We start from the raw sequence: 15724 nt of genomic DNA on the forward strand, positions 1-15724 counted from the left end.
CTGCAGTATGCACCGACCGCTGCTGCAGGCAGCACGTTCACCGGATTTTGTTTCAACTTAATACTTAAGCGTTACGCAGGGAACACCACCGACCTGGTTCTTCGGAGCGTCCAGGTTCCTGGTGACCTGCATGTCCATCTGGATGTTGCGCAGGACGTGCTCCTCGCCACATACGTCGAACCGGAGAAGCGTTGAAGGTCCATCTGGATCACCGACTCCTACAACTAGCCGGATCCTCTTCGAGACTTTTTCCTCGTTGGCCAGCATGAGGAAGCCATGATTCGAATCCATGACAATCCTGTAGTAGCCCGCCGGAAAATGCTCCCCTGCGGCTACGAAGTCGAAGGGGAGATTTACCCGTGCTGCGTCTTGGGAGTAAGCGGCAGTCGCACAGACAACCGCAAGGGAGAGTAATGTGTTTCGAAAGATGTGTCGCAAGTTCTTGTCCTCTGCAAACAAAGACAAAGTTTTGCGGGTTCTATTCCCTTGAAACAGCACTTACAAAAAACACTCACTTGCTTTCCGATAGCAGCAGTTATCGTGCACACGTTGCTGCAAGCGAGCGATCCAAAGCAATTGCATGAAGAGCGTCGGCGTTGCGCTTGTGCAGCGCGAGATACTTCCCAACAGCTTTCGCTACGTCGTCTTTACAAGCGGGATCTGAACGCATCGCCTTCGTCTCTGCCAACGCTGTCACGAGCGCTATCTGTATCCAATCCAGCTGTGGACGAATCGTCGCAACTAAATCGATGGGTGCATGTTTAGGGGCGCCTCCAGAACGACGCCACTTCGCAAGCAGTCCATACTGAACAATTTTGTTCGATTCAATTTGTGCCTTGAAGAAATTGGCCACAGAAACAGAATCCAGATCCTTGGATTCGCCTGACTTGACTGCTCCGGCGATAACACTCGCCTCGCGGGTTGCGTCCTCGATCGGCATGCCACTATCCCATTTCGCCAGGGCAACCTGGTCGGCAAGAGCGAGCCTCTGGGCGGATGCCTCGACCAGCGGTTGCAACCGGTCGATCGGAGTGCTTGATTGTGCATGCACATTGGAGATGCTGACTACCGCAAAAGCGACAATCGCAATAGACATTCTGTTCTGACTCATCATTCTCGAATTCCCTGTTGAAGCATGGTGCCAAAAGTGCCGAAGGCACATCGTGTGAAAATTCAGTTTGTCTTCGGCCACCAATCAGCTTCTCTCGATCCTTCGGTGGCCTGCAATCGGGAAGCGCGTCGGCGCGAAGAAGGACGCTGATAGAACGTTCTCAGCGGTTTTTTATTCCCTGGATCCGCAGGCGATTTTTGTTACAAGCCTCATGGTACGGGAGAAGCCGGAACATGTCCGACCAGAAATTCTCGAAGTTCCCTGCCGAAAACGCGGCGCTCCCTGCAAACGGCTGGCGGCTGTTTTTCTTCTCGGCGAAGATGGGCACTGGACCTGAGGAGACGGGACGATGGTGAAACTTCCAGCCAGCTCTTTGACTACGCTGAGCACCCATTCCACTCTCGGCACGATCCAGGCGTTCCTGAACAAACTGGGTCTCGGACAGAATCACTACATACTGTCGCTCTGGGTCTTCTTCGCCGCGTGCGGGGTCGCAGAGTTGTGTATCAGCTTTCTGATCTGTACTCCTCTGGAACGCTTCTGGCCTCTTACGAGTTGGCAGAAACGTAACTCGATTGCGGCTGACGTCTCCTATGCGTTCTTCGTCCGCATCGTTCTCTTTCCGCTGATTGCTTACTTCGAATACAACTGGCTCCGCCAAAGTCTGGAAGGATTTCTTCGCATCCATGATCTGGCAACGCCGTCGCTTTCGCGGTTACTTCCCGCTCGCGTTGCTTGGCCGACGTTGACTTTCGTACTCAACTTCGCCGTTCTTGATCTTGCCGACTACTGGCGCCATCGGATCTCGCATCGGGTTAGCTGGTGGTATGGCATTCACTCTTTGCACCATGCGGAAGAGCAGTTGACCTTCTGGTCGGATGACCGGTCGCATGTCCTTGAGGACACCATCACGTATGTCTGGTTGATTGCTGTCGCCCTGGTCATTGGCGTCCCCGGAATGCAATTCCCATTCCTCATCCTCTGCTTCCGGCTTCTGGGCAGCATTTCACATGCAAATACGCGTATGGATTATGGCTGGCTAGGTAGTTACATCTTTGTCTCCCCTCAGTTCCATCGCACCCACCATGCCTTGAAGGCGGCCGGACGTCGCAGCACAAACTTCGGCACGGCATTATCTCTCTGGGACGTTCTCTTCGGCACTGCCAGGTTCGGAGACCACACGATAGAGACCGGCGATGCGGGCGCCGAACCTGCACTCGTCAACGGATCCTGGGGCGAGCAGCAGTTGGCGGGCTTGCGCCGCATGATGCGTCTAGGCCGCCGCAGCAAAGTATCGCCAACAAGGACAGCGTCATGATCCGTGTCGCACCCCAGAATTGGATGGATCGGGTTCTCGATCAAGGAAAGCTCGGCATCACTCCCAAGGAAACCTGGAAGCACATCGCGTATGAGGAATATCGGGCTAAGCTTCGCGCTCCTGAGTATCCCTGTTTCTTCGGACAAGGTGGCGAGTTGCGCGGCGAGATGATCTATACCTTCATCCCCAACAAGAAACTCCAAGACCTCGTCACCAGCATGCGGCGGTTCGTCGACCTCGTTCAGACCCCCGAGCATGAACGCTCCAGTCTGGTCGCATTCTTTGAACCAGATCCTTCGATTTCGGATCATGCCGCCTTCGTCACTCGTTTTTGGCAGACGCTGCAATTCCTTCATGAACATGATCCCGACCCGTCAACGGAAAGAACACCTGAAGATCCTCTCTGGGAGTTCTCCTTCGAGCATTGCGAGATGTTTGTTGTTGGAGCCTCCCCTACCTACCGAATCCGCCGCAGCAGGAACCTCGGTCCCGGGCTCGTATTCGTCTTCCAGCCGAGGTTTCTCTTCATCGATCCGATGACATCGCGGCCCATCGCCGCGGAGGTTCGGCGGCGCATTCACGCGCGCATGCTGGCCTATGACGGAATGCCGGTGCATCCCAACATAGGATTCTATGGCGAACCAGCCAACAGAGAATGGAAGCAGTACGCACTCCCGGATGACAATGGGCCGGAGATAGGAATCTGTCCATTCCATGTAGGCACCAGGCAAGGATCGCTATAACGCTCGGAGGCAGGAATGACCCTCAAAACGTACGGCGCATGCTCAGAGAGCCTAATATTTTAAAGGGGTTATTTGGTGGACCTCCGAGATAGCACTTCGTCCATCTCTGATAATGAGATTCGAGTTCTCCGTCGATAGGCGTGTCCTTAAACCTTGATCCGTCGACTCAGGATCCGCTTCGCGGCTTTCGAAGGACAATCTCGAATCCGCCGACGAACCCTCGCGGCGGCATACGCACGTTTACGATCTCCTCATAGCCGGTGTTGGTTAGATTGGTCATTTGCAGATATGGGCGAATCCGTCCCAGTTGGCGCACCAACGAAACGTCCCAGACTGCATAAGGGTTCTTCTCGAACCGCTGAAGCACTCCGAAGCGAGTATTCAACACCACCTGCGATGAGATCTGCTGCGTCCAAGTAAGGCGAGCATTGTTGATGGGGTAGTTGAAGACATATTCGGACTGGAGACCGTGCAGTGCGCTTTGCGCCCCGACGAGATTGGTCCAACTGACAGTGAGGCGTTCCCTGGAAAGCGGCTGCCATGCGACGGACGCCTCAACGCCCGTGAAGCATACACCAGGAAGATTGCTTGCATGCCATGGATCTGCCTCGGAAGCGCGGGTGTAGTCGATGGTGTTGTGCTGTCGCGCGTAGAAGACTGTGATGCTTGCCGTCACCTGAGGCTTCGGAAACCAACTCACTCCCGCATCAAAGTTCCAAGCCGATTCCGGTTTGAGGTTTGGATTGCCGAGCGTAGAGGGATCGCTGTAATAGAGATCGAGGAAGGTGGGGATGCGAAAGCCATGGCCAATGGAGGCGTGCAGTGATGTCTTGTGGGGAAGCCAGCGCGTCGCGGAAAACATCGGACTGAACACAGAGCCGCCTCCATCGAAGACTTCTTCGCGTGCTCCAAGCGAAAGTGAGCCACGGCCCGGTTGCAGCCATTCGGCGACCGCATAGCCTGCACCACGGTTTCTGCCGTGTTGTCCAAGGTTGGTGCTGACAATCTGGTCCGTATCTTCTTCAAGGCCGGTGGCGAGCGTCAGATTTTTTGCGAGGACTCGCTGATCACGAACCGCTCCCTCAAAGCCGTCATCGATGTGTTGATTTTTATACCCCGTGGGCTCATCGCGCTCCAGCAGGTAAATATCGGAATGCCGGCGGTAGGAAGCCGAGACCTGCGTGTTGGGGTTGAACTGTTGCGTGAGGGCTGCAAACCATCCCTTCGTTCTTTCCCATGAATCATAGGGACCGTAAAACTGATTGGCACCAAAGGCTCGATCATCTCCCGCGATGAGCATGTCGCTGTGACCGAGCACCGAGGCAAATCGAAGTTCGTTGCTGGCGTTTTCGGTTCGATAGTCACGGCCGGTCATGAAACCTGTCGAGAACTCGCGGTCTCCGGCGAGAACGTCGCTCCAGTTCTTCTTCGCGATCGAAGCAAGCATCGCCTGCTCGTTCTCGCCGAAGCTTCCGACTCCTGTCTTCAAGCGAAGAGACGTATCGGCAGGTGTGACGGTGCGGACATCGACGACACCTCCAATTGCATCGGAACCGTACAGTGTTGATCCGTCGCCGTGCAGCACGTCGAGACGCTCAATGGTAAAGAGCGGGATCGGTAAGTCCAGGTTGAAATGAGCCGTCTCCGCGTTGTCCATGCGAAGACCGTTAACCAGCACCAGCGTCTGCTCAAAGGATGCGCCTCGTACGGATATGTCCGCCATGATTCCGCCGCCGCCCCGTTGCTGGATGTCCACCGAAGAATCGGTGCGGAGATAGTCTTCGATCTGGTGGAATGCAAGCGGAGCACGTTGCGCGTCCAGGCTTACCACGGCGCGTGCAGACTCTTGTTCGGAGACCGGTATCGGGCTGCCGAGAACGACGATGGTTATATCGACGAAAGGGAACGCTGGCTTTTGCCGTGCTTCAGCGCAGGCCGACACGAGAGACGCGATCAACAAGACTGAGCGGCGCATCAGGCTCCCACCTCGGCAAGGAGACGCTGATCGTCATGCTCTGTCGCGTTTGGGGTGGTCAGGAGTTTATCGCCGATAAAGATGGAGTTCGCTCCTGCAAAGAACGCGAGAAGCTGTGCTTCATGATTGAGTGAAAGACGGCCTGCGGACAGGCGCACACGTGACTGCGGCATGAGGATGCGCGCTACGGCAATGACTCGTATCAGGTCGGTGCTCTTCACGGGATCGGCAGACCGGAGCGGCGTTCCTTCAATCGGAACTAAAAGGTTGATCGGGACCGATTCCGGCTGCGGCTGCATCGCTGCAAGCTCCGCGAGAAGCCCGCAACGATCGATTTCACTTTCTCCCAGCCCCAGAATCCCCCCGCAGCAGACAGTGATTCCAGCTTTGCGCACTGCTTCAATGGTGCGGAGGCGGTCGTCGAAGGTTCGCGTGGTGATGACCTGTCCGTAGAACTCGCGGCTTGTATCCAGGTTGTGGTTGTAGGCATCGAGACCTGCTTCTTTCAAGCGATGTGCCTGTTCCTGATCCAGCATTCCCAGGGTTGCACATGCTTCAAGTCCGAAGGACTTGACCTCTCGAACCATGCCGAGAACTCGTTCGAAGGGCTCGCCATAGGGAGCGCTTCTCCAGGCCGCTCCCATGCAGAAGCGGGTTGCTCCGCGCTCTTTCGCGTGTTGCGCCGCGGTTCGGACTTCGTCAATTGTGAGCAGAGGCAGGCGCGGCACATTCGTAGCGTGGTGGGCCGACTGTGAACAATAGCCGCAATCCTCCGGGCAGCCACCTGTCTTGATGGAAAGCAACACGCAGCGTTGAACGTCGGCAGGATCATGGCATTGCCGGTGCACCTGATGTGCCTGATCGATCAATTCGAAAAGTGGAAGATGATAGAGCTCTAACGCGCGTTCAAGAAGCGGATTCATGAAGACCTCTCCCAGAGATTGGGGTACAGGGAGAGAACTTTCAAGCATGGTTTTGTATCGTCGTAGATAATTGAATTATTCAATCAATCATGACGATGCAAATCGAAACCTCCCGACACAAAGTCTAATGTTCTGCGTTAGTCTCGCCGCCCGCCGTTTTGATGCACTGAGGACACGCCTGCTGAAAGCGGACGGACTGAGCTTTCTTGAGGCGTTGATTCTTGCGGCACTTTTCGAATCACCTTCTCCCGTTAAACTGAGGACGCGTTGGCGTTGCGCGGAGTGAACTTGATCATCCCGGCCCGCGGCCGTCCGCCCGCGCTCAGGTCATGGTCCAGAGCCTCGCCCAGCCTGTTGCCACAAACGTCTTCGAGACGTTCAGAGACGACGAGGCGGTGCTCCCCGGCGCGCCAAGGTTTGCTCGGGATAAGCTGCGCTGCGGTTCCGTCCAGTGCGAGCGACACACGCGTCTGAACGACCTCTCCGGAAGGGGTCAGGACTCCGATCTCGTCCTCGCAAAGCGCAGCGTCCATAACCCTGTCGAAGTGCATGACGGCGGGATCGAGGCTCCCCACTGTTGGAGAGACGAGACGCCAGTAGGTCTCGTTGACCGCTTCCAGAACTGGATCGCTTACGCGGAACGTATGGCGCGCTGTCTGCCCGAACGCCGTGACGACAAGGCTGTACGCCCGCCCAACGACAAGCGCCGGGTCGTGAGGCGGGTCCGCCCCAAGGCCGCGTTTGATCCTTCCCGGCTCCATCAACACCGTTAGGCGGCGCCCATCAGGTGACCAGAGCTCCTGCGACAACACGAGGAAGGGGTCGCGCACCACCTGATCGTCCTCGTTCAGCAAGCAGAGTTGGTCACGATCGAAGTGCGCCTCTCCTGGCCTCGGAAAATGTACGTAGAAACGCAGGGTGTTGGCGGGGAGGACCTTGGCCTCAGGAGAGATCCGGATTGGTATCTCAGTCATAAAGTCACTCCCGATGACGCTCGACCGTGAAACGGATGGCCAGACTCTCGTGGGGCGCGTCCGGTGAACCGACGTCGTGGTCGAGCGCTTCCCCGACCCGGTTTCCACTGACGTCTTCCAGGCTGCTCCCTACAGCGAGTCGATAGGCGCCGATGCGCCAGCCGTGCTTCGGACGCCAGGACCAGACTCGTCCGCTGGCGGACGCTGTCACCTGCCCAGGTTGGGATCGTCCCTGAGCGTCTACAACTTCAAGTTGGTCGCGCAGAAGAGCGTCGTCCATCTCACGGTCGAATGTAACCGTAAGGGCCTCACGCGACCCGGCCTTGGGCAAGGCAAGGCGCCAGGTTTGCGGGGCGATGGCTGTGCGGACCGCAGGTGTGACCTGGTAGTGAAAGCGCTTGCCGGATACTTCGACTGTAAAACTGCGGCCGACCTGAAGAGGGGCGGCGCTTTCGCCGTCCCCTTCGACGCCTCGTTTGACGCGACCTGGGTCAAATAAGACCGTAAGGCGCCGGCCATCGGGACTCCAGAGATCCTGACCGAAGTCCATGAACGCCCCGTCGATCGTCCGACCAGCGTCGTCGAGCAGCCGTAGATCCCGCGTCGCCACCACTCCCCGCGCCGGATGGTCGAAGGTGACATAGAGGCGGAGGGTGTTTGCCGGGATCGATCTCGCCGATGGCGAGATCGACACCACTTGCGGAGCGGCGCTGGTGGAGGCCAGCGCCATCCCGGCTATGAGGGCAGCGATCACTTTCCGCCGGGGCCGCCGCCCTTGAAGTCTTGCTCCGCCCAGACCTCGCCCAGGTTGTTAACCGGCAATGGAAAAGTCAGCACTGCCTGAAGATTGAGAGAGCCGGAAGGAGCGTCACGCGTTACGGACACCAGGTGATTGTCGTCAAGTTTGTCCGCAAACAGGGATGATCCGATAAACATTAGCGACTTGCCCACTGGGCCCAGCGGGTATTCGGCGCGCCAGTCTCCAACGCCGCCATGAGGCGAATTTTCAGGCAGATAGGCGACCGCCTTCTGCAATCCGGAAATCGGGATCATGCGCGGGTCGTGACCCACATTCGTCACGAACAGGCTCGACTCTCCTTTGAACGACACCGAAACAACGCTGAGCGGCTGTCCGTTGCCTATGTCGGCAACGGTCCGACCGGTCACCTTGGCGCCGTCTTTCAATTCCGCGATCGGGATCTCGACGACCGGGCTGCAAGTGAGAAAGGCGATGAGCGTGTCCTGACCATCGATGGTGGCGAACCCCATGGCGCGGATGGGCGCTCGGGTCTCATAGCGCTCGTGGGCGACATGGTAGATTCGAACGGCAGTCGATGAGGACCGACCGTTAAAGGGATAGGACACCCGCCGAAGCGTCGATGAGAATTCCTGGTTAGATATGCCCGCGAGGAACAGCTCTCCATTGTGAACTTTCATGTCGACAATGGTCATGGACCGCATCGGCGTCATCGCCTTGAGGTGATCTCGGGCGGCGGCCGTCGGCAAGGGCAAATCGCCAGTTCGGTCACGGAAGTGTTCATCCGGGGTCGGGGCGTCAGGGACAACCCAACTGGTGGGCTTGGCGCGCGCCAGATCCACCTTGGACAGAACGCCGGCCGGCGAGACCTTCACCAAGGCTGGGCTTCCAGCGCCGAACGAAACCGACAGATAGACGTCGTGGCTGGTTGGATGGACCGCCATGCCGTTGATGTGGACGCTGGACTTGGGCGTCTTGAGGAGCGCGGCGATCCGGACATCGATACCTTCGATGTCCAAAGCCGCCGCCATTGTGGAAGCCGCCCCTTCACTCATTGGGTAGGCGAACACCGCACCGCTAATGTTGTCGCCTACGAAGAGGACGCCGTCCGGGCTGAACGTCAGTGCCCCGGCGTACTGCAGCTTCGCTGCGGCTCGTGAGGACTCGATGGTCGCAGCCCCGGAGGCTGCCTGAGCCGGCGCGGGCGCCAAAGCCAACGTGGCGATGATAAGGCCGCTTGCTGCCGGGAGGAGATTGAGCTTCGTCATATTTTTCCTTTTTTTCGGTTCTGGGTTGGGACGGCGCCAGAGATGCACGTCTCTGTCGCCCTCAAAGGACAAGCCCGCCGTTCACGCCGCGTGCTTTGGCGTGAACTGGACGCCTGGGAAATCGGCCTCCACCCAGATCTTGTCTAGCCGTGCGGGCAGGGGGCTGACCATCAGGGTCTCAAGCGTCAGGTCGCCGGTATCTGCGTAGCGGGTCAGCGAGACGAAGAAGCGGTCACTGAACAGGTCCGCCCGCAACGACGATCCGACGAACAGCACCTGTTTGCCGACTGGGCCGGCCGGCATGAAGGGCGATTGGTCCAGCATAGGGCCCTGGGTCGGCCGGTTCTCGGGTGTGAAGCCTTCGGCGGAGCGGACGCCAGAGAGCGGAACGATCATGGGGCCGCGACCGAGATTTGTGATGAACAGCTTGTCCTCGTCTCCGTCACGGTAGGCGACCATGCTGATGGGCTGACCGTTGCCCATATCGCCGATCGTCTTGCCTCTCACCTTCGCGCCGTGCTGCAGCTCTGAAACCGGAATGGTGACGAGTGGGCTGCAGGCGTACGCGGCGACGAGCGTGTCTACGCCATCGAGCGTGGCGAACTGCATGGTCCGGATCGGCGCGCGCGTTTCGTAGCGGCCATGAGCGACGTGATAAATCTCCAGTTGGGTCTCGCTGGCTGCCCCAGTGAATGGATAGGCGATTCGGCGCAGCGTGGACGAGAACTCCTGGTTCGAGACGCCAGCGACAAACACCTCGCCGTCATGAAACTTCAGATCCACGATTGTCATGGACCGGATCGGCGTACGTGCCTTCTCGTCGAAGACCTCTGCAGGCGGATATGGGAAAGTCCCGGCCCGCGACTTAAAGGTAGCGCTCTCGTCGGGAACGTCGGAGAGTTGGTGCACTGTCACCTTCGATGATGAAAGGTCAAATGGGTGGATCTCGCCGGTAAGCGAGACGCGCACAATCGCGGGCTCCAGGCGGTCGCCATTGCGCACGCCGACTGACAAGTAAGGCTCGCGCGTTACGGGATGGACGGCCATGCCGTTCATCAAAAGGCTTTTCGCCGTTACGCCCAGCGCCGCTGCGATCTTTTCGTCAATCGACTCGAAGAGGAAGGGGTCTAGCGAGGCTGGAGCCTGGCCGCGTTCCGTCTCGAAGGCAAAGACGGCTCCGAGCTTGCTGTCGCCTACGAAGAGGACCCCGTCGGGGTTGAAGGTAAGAGCCCCCGCCGATTGTGGGATGACTTGGTTGCTGGTGTTCATGATAGTCTCCATCGATCCGTCCGCTCACGGCGGGAGTGAGATTGAATTAGAAGAGATCGCTCCTGATTGGGAGTCAGGCCGCGACGGTGGTCATGCCGGAGGAAAGTAAGCCGGGTATTGAAGAACCGACTTGTGTCAACACTTCGATCCCCGGCCACATGTGTCGCAACGATAATGACTGGAATCTTGCTATCTAATTTTTCCAATGTTTTCGCCCTTTCTAGAACGAACGTTCAAGTTTAGAACAAATGAATTAACTCAGTGCGGCCAGCGTGACTGACACCACGTTATCGATCATTGCTTTAGAGGGTCGCGTCTTCGCCATGAGCCGAAGACCGAAAAAGGCATTGACCAGGAACTGCGCCAGCGCAGAAACAGAAGATGAATTCTTGAGTTCGCGAGCGTCCCTCGCTTGCACCAAACAGAGCTCGAACACTTCTTCCAGCCCATCGCGCCCAATCCGAACTCTCTCTGCGACGGCCTCGTCCGAACTCCCCAGCTCCGCAGCGGAGTTCGCGGCAAAGCATCCGCGCGCATCACAGACCGTCTGGGAAGCACAACTTTTAAAAATCGCTCGGATAAGCGGTAAGCCGCCTTTGGGGTGCTTCTTTGTGAGCTCGCTTAGATGGTGCCCGCCCAACGACTGATACCGCATGAGGCTTTGCAGAAACAGCTCATGCTTCGATCCAAAGGTGTCATAGAGGCTTTGGCGCTGGACACCGGTTGCTTCAACCAGCTCTTGAATGGAAGTCGCTTCGTAGCCGTGCTCCCAGAACAGGTGCATGGCGGCATCCAGAGCCTCTTCTTGATCGAACTCCTTTGTGCGTGCCATTGCACCATTATACCTTTTTTCTGGAACGGACGGTCAAGTAAGAGGTAAATGAACCACATTCTTGCCGGTATTAATACGGGTCGATGAGCGTATTAGCGATTTTTCGTCGATCCAGGCTCGTTCCTGCCGAATAGCATGTTGACGGAGACCAATTCCAAATCTCACTCGCAGAATGGAAAAAATCGTCGACGGCCCTAAGCCTGTGCCGTCCGGAAAGTTGAGGCATCCCGCCGCGGTGATCTTCCGAAGGTGCGGGAGTACTCGCGGCTAAACTGTGACGGACTTGCGTATCCCACATCAAAGGCGGCTGTTTCAACATTCGCGTCACCGAACATCATCATCCGTCGTGCTTCCAGAAGTCGAAGCTGCTTCTGATACTGAAGCGGAGCCATCGATGTAGCGGCTTTGAACTGCCGAAAGAAAGTCGTCGGACTCATGTGCGCGGCTCGGGCCAGATCTTCGATGCGGAGTGATTCGCGAAAGCGGTCGCGGAGCAGATGAATGGTCTGCATGAGGTTGCGATCGTGCTCCCCCCCGCCCAGCAAGAGCGTCTGCGCCCCGCACGGACTGTTCAGCAGCCAGTAGCATAGCTCGCGCATGATGGCCGGATACAGAGCCTTGATGGCCTTGGGTCTGTTCAGGAGCTGGACCGCGCGCAGAGCACAATCTACGAGTTCGTCATTCATCTCCAGAACGAACGCAACGCACGCCTTATCCTTTATTCGTGCCGGCTGCTCCAACTGAATGTCGTCCGCTACCGTTTGCAACATTTCCAGATCAAGCTCGAGCACAAGCCCCAGATAAGGCTGGGTGCTGCTCGCGGCAAATGCTGTGCCACGGGCCGGCATATCGACTGTTACCACCAGGGCCTGTCCGGCGCTGAAGTCGTAGCGCTTCTTACCGAAGGTCGCGAACTTGCTTCCCTGAACCGTTATGCAGAGGGCTGGCTTAATCAAGCACTGCATAGGTTGCTTCATTGGGTCGGAACGACGAATAAAAAGACCCTCGATCGGAGTGGTCGTCTGGTTTCTCGCAGCGGCTGTTTCGGTATACCGATGCAGGCAGGTTGCGAGCTCTGACAGCTTCGCGGACTGGGTATGTAGCTTCATCTCTACCACCGTATTGTATCTGGAAGGATTAGGCATGTTTCTGGAAGTGCCAGGCATTCACGTAGCCCGGTGCAGAGACGTACCTTTCTCCATAGAGATGAACTACTCGAAGTAGCGCACCTTCAAGAGGTCGGTTTGGGATTTTTACAGACACCGGCTCGACCTCAACATGAGCGGACATAAAGGAATAGAACAATGAAGCTGACAGGCAATACGGTTTTCATCACAGGCGGGGGATCAGGCATCGGACGCGGTATTGCGGAGGCTCTCCACAATCTCGGCAACAAGGTCATCATCTCTGGCCGGCGGAAAAACCTTCTAGAGGAAGTGACTAAGGCCAACCCAGGCATGCGGTCGCTGGAACTCGATCTTGAGAACCCCTCCAGCATCGCGTTCGTTTCACAGACACTCATCGAACGGTATCCAGACCTGAACGTTGTCTTCAACAACGCTGGCATCATGGAGTTTGATGATGCAGCGGCCATCCTCGACGAAAACTTGCTGACTTCCACAATCACAACGAATCTACTTGGTCCAATTCGGATGACGTCGGCGTTGATCGAACACCTCAAGAAGCAGAACGAAGCAGCGGTTCTCTACACAACCTCATGGTTGGCCTTCACTCCGTTCGCTCTTACTGCGGTGTATTGCGCGACAAAGGCTGCGATGCACTCCTATGCGTTATCCCAGCGCTACATGCTGCGCGGAACCTCGGTGCGAGTCATCGAAATTGTTCCGCCCTGGACCCAGACCGACATGTTGAACAGCACGAAAGAACCTCGTGCGATGCCGCTGCAAGAGTTCCTCAACGAAACCATGCGGCTTCTGGGCACCGACACCGACGAAGTTGTGGTCGAAGGGGCAAAGAGAGTGCGCAATAATGCAGGCCCGAACGAACACCCCTATGTCATCGAGTTCAACAACTGGCTGTCTGGAGTGTAGGAGTTCGGCGTTCTCTCGCCATACTTCGTGAAGCGGTTTTGTCCCACTGGAATCAGGCACAATGCCAGAAATCCCAACACGCACGCGACGAGCAGATAAAGCATCCGCAACTCCATCCCCTCAACCAAAGAGGAGAACCCAAGAACCGCATAACTCCTTCCGGGCACTTTAGCCCGATACAAAACCCTGTCTCAAGGACAGTGCGATTCGGATGCAAGAGACACGCGAAGCGAGTTATCTTCGGGGTGGGTGTGCAGCGTGAAGAATGTGGTTCATTTACCTCTTACTTGACCGTCCGTTCCAGAAAAAAGGTATAATGGTGCAATGGCACGCACAAAGGAGTTCGATCAAGAAGAGGCTCTGGATGCCGCCATGCACCTGTTCTGGGAGCACGGCTACGAAGCGACTTCCATTCAAGAGCTGGTTGAAGCAACCGGTGTCCAGCGCCAAAGCCTCTATGACACCTTTGGATCGAAGCATGAGCTGTTTCTGCAAAGCCTCATGCGGTATCAGTCGTTGGGCGGGCACCATCTAAGCGAGCTTGTCGATTACCGCCACGCATGATCGGATCGTTCCCCAACTTTACTCACAGCAACTCGCCGATCTGACACGCGGCGCTCAACGGGCCGAGATTGATTCTGGCCCTCTCTCATTCCTGGAACAGCCGGCTCAATTGGCTACTACCATCGCGACTTTCTTGGATTCTTCTCGAATCTGATCGCAATAACCCAACGATGATCTTGCATGAAATTCGTTGACGAGGAGTCTTGATTTGATGAACCGACGCGCTTTCCTTGCAGCATTGTCAGCCGCAGCCTTAGCTCCGAGAGCCAATGCTGCCTTTGCCTCTGTCGCTCCCCGGCGAAAAAAAGTGGTTATCGTTGGCGGAGGGATGGCTGGCCTTTCCTGCGCATACGAGTTGCGGAAATACAACTTCGATATTGTCGTCCTCGAAGGCCAGGGGCGCGCGGGAGGCAGAGTTCAAACTCTGCGCGAAGGACTGTATCCAGGCCTTTCGGCCGAAACAGGAGCGACGAGGATTCCGGATACTCACGAATTCACGCTCTCCTACGTGCGTGAATTCGGGCTGACGCTGGAACCTTTTCATAACGGCGATTTCGCAGACGTCGTTCATCTTCACGGAAAAAACTATGTTGGCGATCACAACCCCGAACCGGATTGGCCGCTGCAACTGACTGCTGAGGAGCGCCGCCTGGGCCGCAAAGGTTTGGCCGAACGTTACATGGCCGGCCCATTGCAATCACTAGTAAAAGGCGATGAAAATTCGCTCAACGTGCCGAAGGCCATTCTGGAGCAGGATAACGCCACGCTTGGTGATTACCTGAAGAAACAAGGTCTTTCTCCGGACGCCATCGAGCTTCTGACTCTGGGTGGGGATACCACCGTGAGTGCTGGATTGCTTTTTCTGGTTGAACTCAATGAGCAAATATCTCGCCAGTATTTCCATATCGCCGGCGGCAACGATCAGCTTCCGGCGGCGCTGGCAAACCAGGTTGGCGGAGCTATCCGGTATGGATGCAAAGTGGTAAGCCTCGGGCAGGATGACGGTGGCGCCTGGGCGGTGATTGAAAATGCAGAAGGCCACGAGACCGTTCGCGGGGATCATATTGTATGCACGCTTCCGTTCTCGGTAGCTAAAAATCTCTTCTCTGACGCGCATCTTCCGCTCGATAAGCAACGCGCCATTCGGGAACTGAACTACCTTCCGGTCAATAAGACCTTCCTTCAAATGCGGAACCAGTTCTGGAAAAAGAACGGCCAAAGCGGATTCGCTAATACCGATCTGCTCTCTGAGCGCTTCTGGGCGATGGGGTCGGGATCCCCCGACCAGCGAGGTCTTCTGTGGTCCTATGTCATCGGATCGAAGGCCGCGAAGCTGGACCAAATGGATATGCAGAGCCGCATAAAACAAACACTCGCGGATGCGGAAAGCGTGTTCCCTGGAGCCGACGAACACTTTGAAGGGGCTCGAACAAAGAGCTGGGGTCAGGACCCGTGGCACCTTGGCGGTCTTTCGGCATTCGCTCCCGGTCAACTCAGCTCTATTCCGGTGAACGCACGCAGGGAAGGCAGAATCTTTTTTGCAGGAGAGCACACGTCCCGCTGGAACGGCTGGATACAGGGCGCCATTGAATCGGCGCATCGGGTGGTGAAGGAAATACGCGCGTGAGTAAGAAGAGCTTGCGAAAGGCTAGGTTTCGCATCCGGAGATTTTATTAGATGCATCAAGGGCCACATCCCTTCCGATGTGGCCCTTTCTTTCTCTTTATTTGATCGATTCGACAACGCCACAGGCTTTGGATCGGTACCCGAACAGTTCTATTTCCCGATGCAGAAGGTCAACAACATCAGAAACTTCATAACAGTCCCTTTCATCTATGAGAGTTCATCTCTCTGTTGAGAAAGGTACGTCTCTGTACCGGGCCGGGTGAATGCCGGACATACGGAAGCAGATGCTGGAGCAAACTTGATGACCACTCCG

General features: G+C 56.7%; 16 protein-coding genes. 6 read left to right on the forward strand and 10 right to left on the reverse strand.

Going from position 1 to position 15724, the window contains the following annotated elements; genetic code table 11:
- Positions 1–57 precede the first annotated feature (57 nt).
- Together ACIPR4_RS22615 and ACIPR4_RS17935 are read right to left on the reverse strand one after the other, a co-directional pair.
- Entirely contained in the window at positions 58–291 is a 234-nt protein-coding gene (locus ACIPR4_RS22615) for a hypothetical protein (protein WP_144312479.1), read from the reverse strand.
- Between the two features lie 244 nt (positions 292–535).
- Positions 536–1096, reverse strand: coding sequence for a chorismate mutase (locus tag ACIPR4_RS17935; protein WP_187290209.1), 561 nt, complete (start codon positions 1094–1096; stop codon positions 536–538).
- Positions 1097–1344: 248 nt separating this feature from the next.
- On the opposite strand from ACIPR4_RS17935, the gene ACIPR4_RS23355 reads away from it, so the two are divergent.
- The 3 genes from ACIPR4_RS23355 to ACIPR4_RS17950 are packed head-to-tail and all read left to right on the forward strand — an operon-like array spanning position 1345 to position 3172.
- A complete protein-coding gene (locus ACIPR4_RS23355; RefSeq protein WP_013570085.1) occupies positions 1345–1467 on the forward strand; it encodes a hypothetical protein in 123 nt (40 codons plus the stop codon).
- Positions 1461–2429 carry a sterol desaturase family protein gene (locus tag ACIPR4_RS17945; RefSeq protein ID WP_013570086.1) on the forward strand — a complete coding sequence of 323 codons (969 nt, stop codon included), beginning with the start codon at positions 1461–1463 and terminating at the stop codon, positions 2427–2429. Before ACIPR4_RS23355 ends, ACIPR4_RS17945 begins: the two co-directional genes overlap by 7 nt.
- Positions 2426–3172 carry a YqcI/YcgG family protein gene (locus ACIPR4_RS17950; RefSeq protein WP_013570087.1) on the forward strand — a complete coding sequence of 249 codons (747 nt, stop codon included), beginning with the start codon at positions 2426–2428 and terminating at the stop codon, positions 3170–3172. The genes ACIPR4_RS17945 and ACIPR4_RS17950 overlap by 4 nt, the downstream gene beginning before the upstream one ends.
- Positions 3173–3338: 166 nt before the next feature.
- Here ACIPR4_RS17950 and ACIPR4_RS17955 read toward each other — a convergent pair whose 3' ends face one another.
- From ACIPR4_RS17955 to ACIPR4_RS17990, 8 genes are all read right to left on the reverse strand, one after another.
- Positions 3339–5147, reverse strand: coding sequence for a TonB-dependent receptor plug domain-containing protein (locus ACIPR4_RS17955; RefSeq protein WP_013570088.1), 1809 nt, complete (start codon positions 5145–5147; stop codon positions 3339–3341).
- Entirely contained in the window at positions 5147–6070 is a 924-nt protein-coding gene (gene bioB / locus ACIPR4_RS17960; protein WP_013570089.1) for a biotin synthase BioB, read from the reverse strand. The genes ACIPR4_RS17955 and bioB overlap by 1 nt, the downstream gene beginning before the upstream one ends.
- A 251-nt stretch (positions 6071–6321) precedes the next feature.
- Positions 6322–7044, reverse strand: coding sequence for a hypothetical protein (locus tag ACIPR4_RS21870; RefSeq protein ID WP_013570090.1), 723 nt, complete (start codon positions 7042–7044; stop codon positions 6322–6324).
- 4 nt (positions 7045–7048) lie between these two features.
- Entirely contained in the window at positions 7049–7798 is a 750-nt protein-coding gene (locus tag ACIPR4_RS17970; RefSeq protein WP_013570091.1) for a hypothetical protein, read from the reverse strand.
- On the reverse strand, positions 7795–9069 hold the full coding sequence (locus ACIPR4_RS21875) for a hypothetical protein (RefSeq protein ID WP_013570092.1): 1275 nt from the start codon (positions 9067–9069) through the stop codon (positions 7795–7797). Before ACIPR4_RS21875 ends, ACIPR4_RS17970 begins: the two co-directional genes overlap by 4 nt.
- An 81-nt stretch (positions 9070–9150) precedes the next feature.
- Complete coding sequence (locus ACIPR4_RS17980) at positions 9151–10338, reverse strand: hypothetical protein (RefSeq protein ID WP_013570093.1); 1188 nt, start codon at positions 10336–10338, stop codon at positions 9151–9153.
- 253 nt (positions 10339–10591) lie between these two features.
- Complete coding sequence (locus ACIPR4_RS22280) at positions 10592–11170, reverse strand: TetR/AcrR family transcriptional regulator (protein WP_013570094.1); 579 nt, start codon at positions 11168–11170, stop codon at positions 10592–10594.
- A gap of 194 nt (positions 11171–11364) precedes the next feature.
- Complete coding sequence (locus ACIPR4_RS17990; protein ID WP_049781156.1) at positions 11365–12279, reverse strand: AraC family transcriptional regulator; 915 nt, start codon at positions 12277–12279, stop codon at positions 11365–11367.
- Positions 12280–12474: 195 nt separating this feature from the next.
- Between ACIPR4_RS17990 and ACIPR4_RS17995 the strand changes: the two genes are divergently transcribed.
- The 3 genes from ACIPR4_RS17995 to ACIPR4_RS18005 all read left to right on the forward strand — a co-directional run bounded on the left by ACIPR4_RS17995 (position 12475) and on the right by ACIPR4_RS18005 (position 15412).
- Positions 12475–13221: an SDR family oxidoreductase gene (locus ACIPR4_RS17995; protein ID WP_013570096.1), complete on the forward strand. Its 747-nt coding sequence runs from the start codon at positions 12475–12477 to the stop codon at positions 13219–13221.
- Between the two features lie 324 nt (positions 13222–13545).
- A complete protein-coding gene (locus ACIPR4_RS18000; RefSeq protein WP_013570098.1) occupies positions 13546–13785 on the forward strand; it encodes a TetR/AcrR family transcriptional regulator in 240 nt (79 codons plus the stop codon).
- Between the two features lie 211 nt (positions 13786–13996).
- Positions 13997–15412 carry a flavin monoamine oxidase family protein gene (locus tag ACIPR4_RS18005; protein WP_013570099.1) on the forward strand — a complete coding sequence of 472 codons (1416 nt, stop codon included), beginning with the start codon at positions 13997–13999 and terminating at the stop codon, positions 15410–15412.
- The last annotated feature ends 312 nt before the right edge of the window (positions 15413–15724 follow it).

The organism is Terriglobus saanensis SP1PR4 (assembly GCF_000179915.2).
GTDB classification, from domain to species: Bacteria; Acidobacteriota; Terriglobia; order Terriglobales; family Acidobacteriaceae; genus Terriglobus; species Terriglobus saanensis.

What these genes read in the sequence shown, in the direction of transcription:
- ACIPR4_RS22615 (WP_144312479.1), bottom strand. Translation starts at nt 291, where the DNA reads ATGGATTCGAATCATGGCTTCCTCATGCTGGCCAACGAGGAAAAAGTC.
- ACIPR4_RS17935 (WP_187290209.1), bottom strand. Translation starts at nt 1,096, where the DNA reads ATGTCTATTGCGATTGTCGCTTTTGCGGTAGTCAGCATCTCCAATGTG.
- ACIPR4_RS23355 (WP_013570085.1), top strand. Translation starts at nt 1,345, where the DNA reads ATGTCCGACCAGAAATTCTCGAAGTTCCCTGCCGAAAACGCGGCGCTC.
- ACIPR4_RS17945 (WP_013570086.1), top strand. Translation starts at nt 1,461, where the DNA reads ATGGTGAAACTTCCAGCCAGCTCTTTGACTACGCTGAGCACCCATTCC.
- ACIPR4_RS17950 (WP_013570087.1), top strand. Translation starts at nt 2,426, where the DNA reads ATGATCCGTGTCGCACCCCAGAATTGGATGGATCGGGTTCTCGATCAA.
- ACIPR4_RS17955 (WP_013570088.1), bottom strand. Translation starts at nt 5,147, where the DNA reads ATGCGCCGCTCAGTCTTGTTGATCGCGTCTCTCGTGTCGGCCTGCGCT.
- bioB (WP_013570089.1), bottom strand. Translation starts at nt 6,070, where the DNA reads ATGAATCCGCTTCTTGAACGCGCGTTAGAGCTCTATCATCTTCCACTT.
- ACIPR4_RS21870 (WP_013570090.1), bottom strand. Translation starts at nt 7,044, where the DNA reads ATGACTGAGATACCAATCCGGATCTCTCCTGAGGCCAAGGTCCTCCCC.
- ACIPR4_RS21875 (WP_013570092.1), bottom strand. Translation starts at nt 9,069, where the DNA reads ATGACGAAGCTCAATCTCCTCCCGGCAGCAAGCGGCCTTATCATCGCC.
- ACIPR4_RS17980 (WP_013570093.1), bottom strand. Translation starts at nt 10,338, where the DNA reads ATGAACACCAGCAACCAAGTCATCCCACAATCGGCGGGGGCTCTTACC.
- ACIPR4_RS22280 (WP_013570094.1), bottom strand. Translation starts at nt 11,170, where the DNA reads ATGGCACGCACAAAGGAGTTCGATCAAGAAGAGGCTCTGGATGCCGCC.
- ACIPR4_RS17990 (WP_049781156.1), bottom strand. Translation starts at nt 12,279, where the DNA reads ATGAAGCTACATACCCAGTCCGCGAAGCTGTCAGAGCTCGCAACCTGC.
- ACIPR4_RS17995 (WP_013570096.1), top strand. Translation starts at nt 12,475, where the DNA reads ATGAAGCTGACAGGCAATACGGTTTTCATCACAGGCGGGGGATCAGGC.
- ACIPR4_RS18000 (WP_013570098.1), top strand. Translation starts at nt 13,546, where the DNA reads ATGGCACGCACAAAGGAGTTCGATCAAGAAGAGGCTCTGGATGCCGCC.
- ACIPR4_RS18005 (WP_013570099.1), top strand. Translation starts at nt 13,997, where the DNA reads ATGAACCGACGCGCTTTCCTTGCAGCATTGTCAGCCGCAGCCTTAGCT.